This is a genomic window from Psychrobacter sp., assembly GCF_036731945.1.
Taxonomy (GTDB): Bacteria; Pseudomonadota; Gammaproteobacteria; order Pseudomonadales; family Moraxellaceae; genus Psychrobacter.
The window spans coordinates 1-3986 of sequence record NZ_DAINDI010000072.1; the positions used below are offsets into that span (position 1 = coordinate 1).

Annotated in this window: 4 protein-coding genes; 3 read left to right on the plus strand and 1 reads right to left on the minus strand. The window is 45.4% G+C overall.

Translation table 11 applies throughout. The features are described from left to right. The 3 genes from V7D75_RS12385 to guaD all read left to right on the plus strand — a co-directional run. On the plus strand, nucleotides 1-1098 hold a 1098-nt coding region (locus V7D75_RS12385; RefSeq protein ID WP_333614804.1), incomplete at its 5' end, for a molybdopterin cofactor-binding domain-containing protein. Then, the gene (locus tag V7D75_RS12390; RefSeq protein WP_333614805.1) at nucleotides 1091-2083 is read left to right on the plus strand and encodes an XdhC family protein; all 993 of its coding nucleotides are present in this window, start codon (nucleotides 1091-1093) and stop codon (nucleotides 2081-2083) included. The genes V7D75_RS12385 and V7D75_RS12390, both read left to right, overlap by 8 nt. 70 nt (nucleotides 2084-2153) lie before the next feature. Next, entirely contained in the window at nucleotides 2154-3599 is a 1446-nt protein-coding gene (gene guaD, locus V7D75_RS12395; RefSeq protein WP_333614806.1) for a guanine deaminase, read from the plus strand. Between the two features lie 98 nt (nucleotides 3600-3697). Here the strand turns inward: guaD and V7D75_RS12400 are convergent. Continuing rightward, nucleotides 3698-3986, minus strand: a 289-nt coding sequence (locus V7D75_RS12400; protein WP_333614807.1) for a winged helix domain-containing protein, incomplete at its 5' end; no start/stop codon positions are given.

Sequence of the window (3986 nt, forward strand, 5' to 3'; positions counted from 1 at the left end):
ATGGGTCAAGGGTTATATATTAAAATTACCCAAATCGTTGCTAATGAATTTGATGTCGATTTAGATACGGTCAAAGCCACTGCTACTCGCACCGATAAAGTGCCAAACACCTCGCCGACGGCTGCCTCATCGGGTACGGATATGAATGGTAAAGCAGCGCAAAATGCCTGTATCATCATTAAAAATCGTTTGCTTGAGTTTGCCGCTGAGCATTTCCAAGTAAACGCCGAAGATGTCCGTTTTGAGCGCAATCACGTTCATATCAGCACTAAAGAAGTGCTTACGTTTGCAGATTTTGTCTTGCTCGCTTATCAGCACCGTATTAGCTTGTCTTCGACCGGCTATTACAGAACACCAAAGATATTTTATGACCGCTCAAAAGCGTGGGGTCGACCATTTTTTTACTTTGCTTTGGGTGCTGCTTGTGCTGAGGTTGAGATTGACACTATAACAGGAGAGTACAAAGTGCTGCGCTGCGATATCTTGCACGATGTCGGACAATCGATTAATCCTGCAGTTGATATTGGTCAGATTGAAGGAGGCTTTGTGCAAGGTATGGGCTGGCTAACCACTGAGGAGCTTATTTGGGATAAAAAAGGCAAGCTTGCTTCTAACAGCCCCGCTAATTATAAAATTCCGACGGCACATGATTTGCCTAAACAATGGCGCGTTAAGCTTTTTGATCGTAAAAATGAAGAGCAGACCATTTATAATTCTAAAGCCGTTGGTGAGCCACCGTTTATGCTAGCAGCAAGCGTTTGGTGTGCGATTAATAATGCCATTGCAAGCTTGGGTGATTATAAGAAAAACCCAGAGCTGACCATGCCTGCGACGCCAGAGGCCGTACTAAAAGCCGTCATGCGTCTACAAGGTCAAACGTGGGAAATCGCTTCTAAACCAGATACCGAAACCATTGAAAGCTTAACGCCAGCTGACGATGACTGCGGCATTGATGACGATCGCGTACTGCCGCAGCAAGTACCGCATGCGACAGACATGACACCGCCAGAATCTGAAGGTCAATTGTTTGATGAAGAGCCTGCGGCGATAGAAAACCCCAACGTCTCAACGGCTCGTGGACCAGCTCATAGTGAGTAAGTCACTTATCACGCCGATGCCACCAACGAAATGGTATGAGGGACTGGCGCAATATCAGCAGCAGGGGGTTGCCCATGTATTGGCGACGGTCGTTGCCGTCAATGGTTCGGCACCTCGCGATCTACAATCTAAAATGATTGTCACGCTCGATGACTGCTGCGATACATTGGGCGGTGGGAGTTTAGAGCATGATGTGACGCTAACAGCGCGGCAACTATTAAATGGCGAGTTTGAGCCAAATAATTCGAAAGCTTCCTCTCAACCATTAAAAGCAGGCAGGTCTGCAAAAGCACAAGCGGTACGCCGTGAAGCAGTTTACAGCAAACATTATCCATTGGGCGCTAAGTTAGCACAGTGCTGCGGTGGTAGCGTGACGGTGATGTTTGAATGCTTTCATTTGACACCGCCGATGTCGCTATTGGTTTTTGGGGGCGGGCACGTAGCTGCCGCATTAATGAGCATACTGGCTGAGCTGCCATGTCAAGTGGACTGGATAGACAGTCGCTCTGAGATGTTTGAGCGTTATCTAAGCGCTGAATCTGGCACAGCGGAGGGACAGGTGAATGACCAATTACCAGCACATATTCGTGTGCATATTGACGACGATCCAGTTGATTTTATTCGCCCATTTTTGACCAATGGCGCTCGCAGACTATCTATTAATAAAGGCACGCAGTATTTTATTTTAGTCATGACCCATGATCACAGTCTTGATTTTGACTTGGTGCGCGCGGCTTTAGATTGTTTGCTAGCTACTGATTCAAAGACTGCATTAAAGGAAAGCAGTGCGCGGCCTTATATCGGCTGTATCAGCTCGGCGACCAAAGCCAAGCGCTTTAGAGATAAGTTGCTACAGCGCGGTTATAGCGAAAAAGTCGTTGATAAGGTAACGATGCCAATTGGCCTTGAGATCGGCGGTAAAGAACCAATGGCAGTTGCGGTATCTATCGCCAGTCAAATTTTGCAGCTGTATCACCAAGCATAAATATTATTTCTAATTAACATTTATCAGTAAAACTTTATTGCCTTTTACTCTATTTAGGTGAGACGCCTTTATGACCATACATATTTATCAAGCACGACTGCTGCATTATCTGACCGAAGACAATCTGGCTAAGAGAGAAAAAAGCACCAACAACAGTGATACAAGCACTAATGATACACATGCCAATGATGCAACACTACCAGTGGTTGATAAAAACGTCATATTACTCCCTGTAATCGCAGGTATTAATGTTTATCCTGAGTATATTGCCGAAGGTGCTTTGGTCGTCGATGATGTGAGCGGTCGCGTGCTAGATTATGGCAGTAAAAATGTGATCATGGCGCGATATGCCAGTAGTCACGCGCAAGAGGGCAAAGCGCCCGTACAGATTCACGATTATCAAGACAAGCTAATCATGCCAGGCTTTATTGACACTCATGTCCACTATCCGCAGATAGATATGATTGCCGCGTTTGGTGAGCAATTGCTTGATTGGCTCAACAATTACACCTTTGTCACCGAAGCCAATTTTGGTGATCCAAAGGTTGCGCACGACACCTCTAAGTTTTTTTTAAACCAGCTGCTTGCCAATGGCACGACCAGTGCTTTGGTGTTTTCAACCAGTCATCCTGAGTCGGTTGAAGCGTTTTTTGAAGAAAGTACTCGCCTAAATACGCGCATGATTACCGGTAATGTACTGATGGATCAAAATGCGCCCGATCATTTGTGTGTACCGACTGAGCAAGGTATTCGTGACACGCAAAACATTATTGATAAATGGCATGAGCGCGGGCGTCAACATGTGGCGATTACGCCAAGATTTGCCATCACCTCGACGCCACAACAGCTGCAAATGACAGGTGAGTTATATCGCAGCTATGAGAGTGTGTATCTGCAAACGCATCTGGCCGAAAACCTTGCTGAAATTGCCTTTGTACGTGAGCTTTATCCTAAACATACGGGCTATCTCGACGTCTATCACGATTTAGGACTATTGGGTCGGCGTACTACTTTAGCGCATGGTATTTATCTTGACACCCCAGAGTATGAGGTGCTGCGTGATACTGGTACGCAAATCGCCCATTGTCCAACGTCCAATTTATTTTTGGGTAGTGGTCTATTTGATTTGTCCAAAACCTTGAGCTATACCGGTGTCAGTATCGCCACCGACGTCGGCGCAGGGACCAGTTTGTCGATGCTGACCACGTTATCGGAAGCTTATAAAGTGCAACAACTACAAAACAACCCGTTATCCGCGCATCAAGGCTTGTATCAGATTACTTTAGGTAACGCGCAGTCGCTATTATTAGACGATAAAATTGGTAACTTTATGCCGAATAAAGAAGCGGATTTTGTGATAATAGACATGGGCGCGACAGAGTTACTTACGCGCCGAATGACGCAGACGAAATCATTTGACGAGCAATTATTTATGCTGATGATGCTTGGCGACGATAGAGTGATTGAAGAAACAGTCATTGCTGGCATGAGCCGTTATAAAAAAGGCGCGGTATAAAAAAGGGGTGACATAAAATAAGCTGACAAATAGCCAGCTTATTTCAAGGTGAATTTTTCAACAATACTCATAATTAGTGAGTGGTTATAGCCAGTATATTACTCAGGATAATCTAGCCATACCCAACCATTCTCTAACCATTCGCTCAAATCGTCTGGGTCAATATTTTTAACATCTTGAGTTTGTAAATGCTCACCATTGGCCAAACGCATTAGCACAGCGGTCGCATCAACATCCAAACCATCAAGGCGCTGACCGTTGGCATATAGCGTCACGCCATCATTGGTTTTGCTATAAAGCAAACGATTGCTATAGTCGGCTTGTAGTGTCGTCCCTTCTGATAGGGCCTGCATAAGCTCATCAGTATCTAGCGTTTCTTCTGGCACC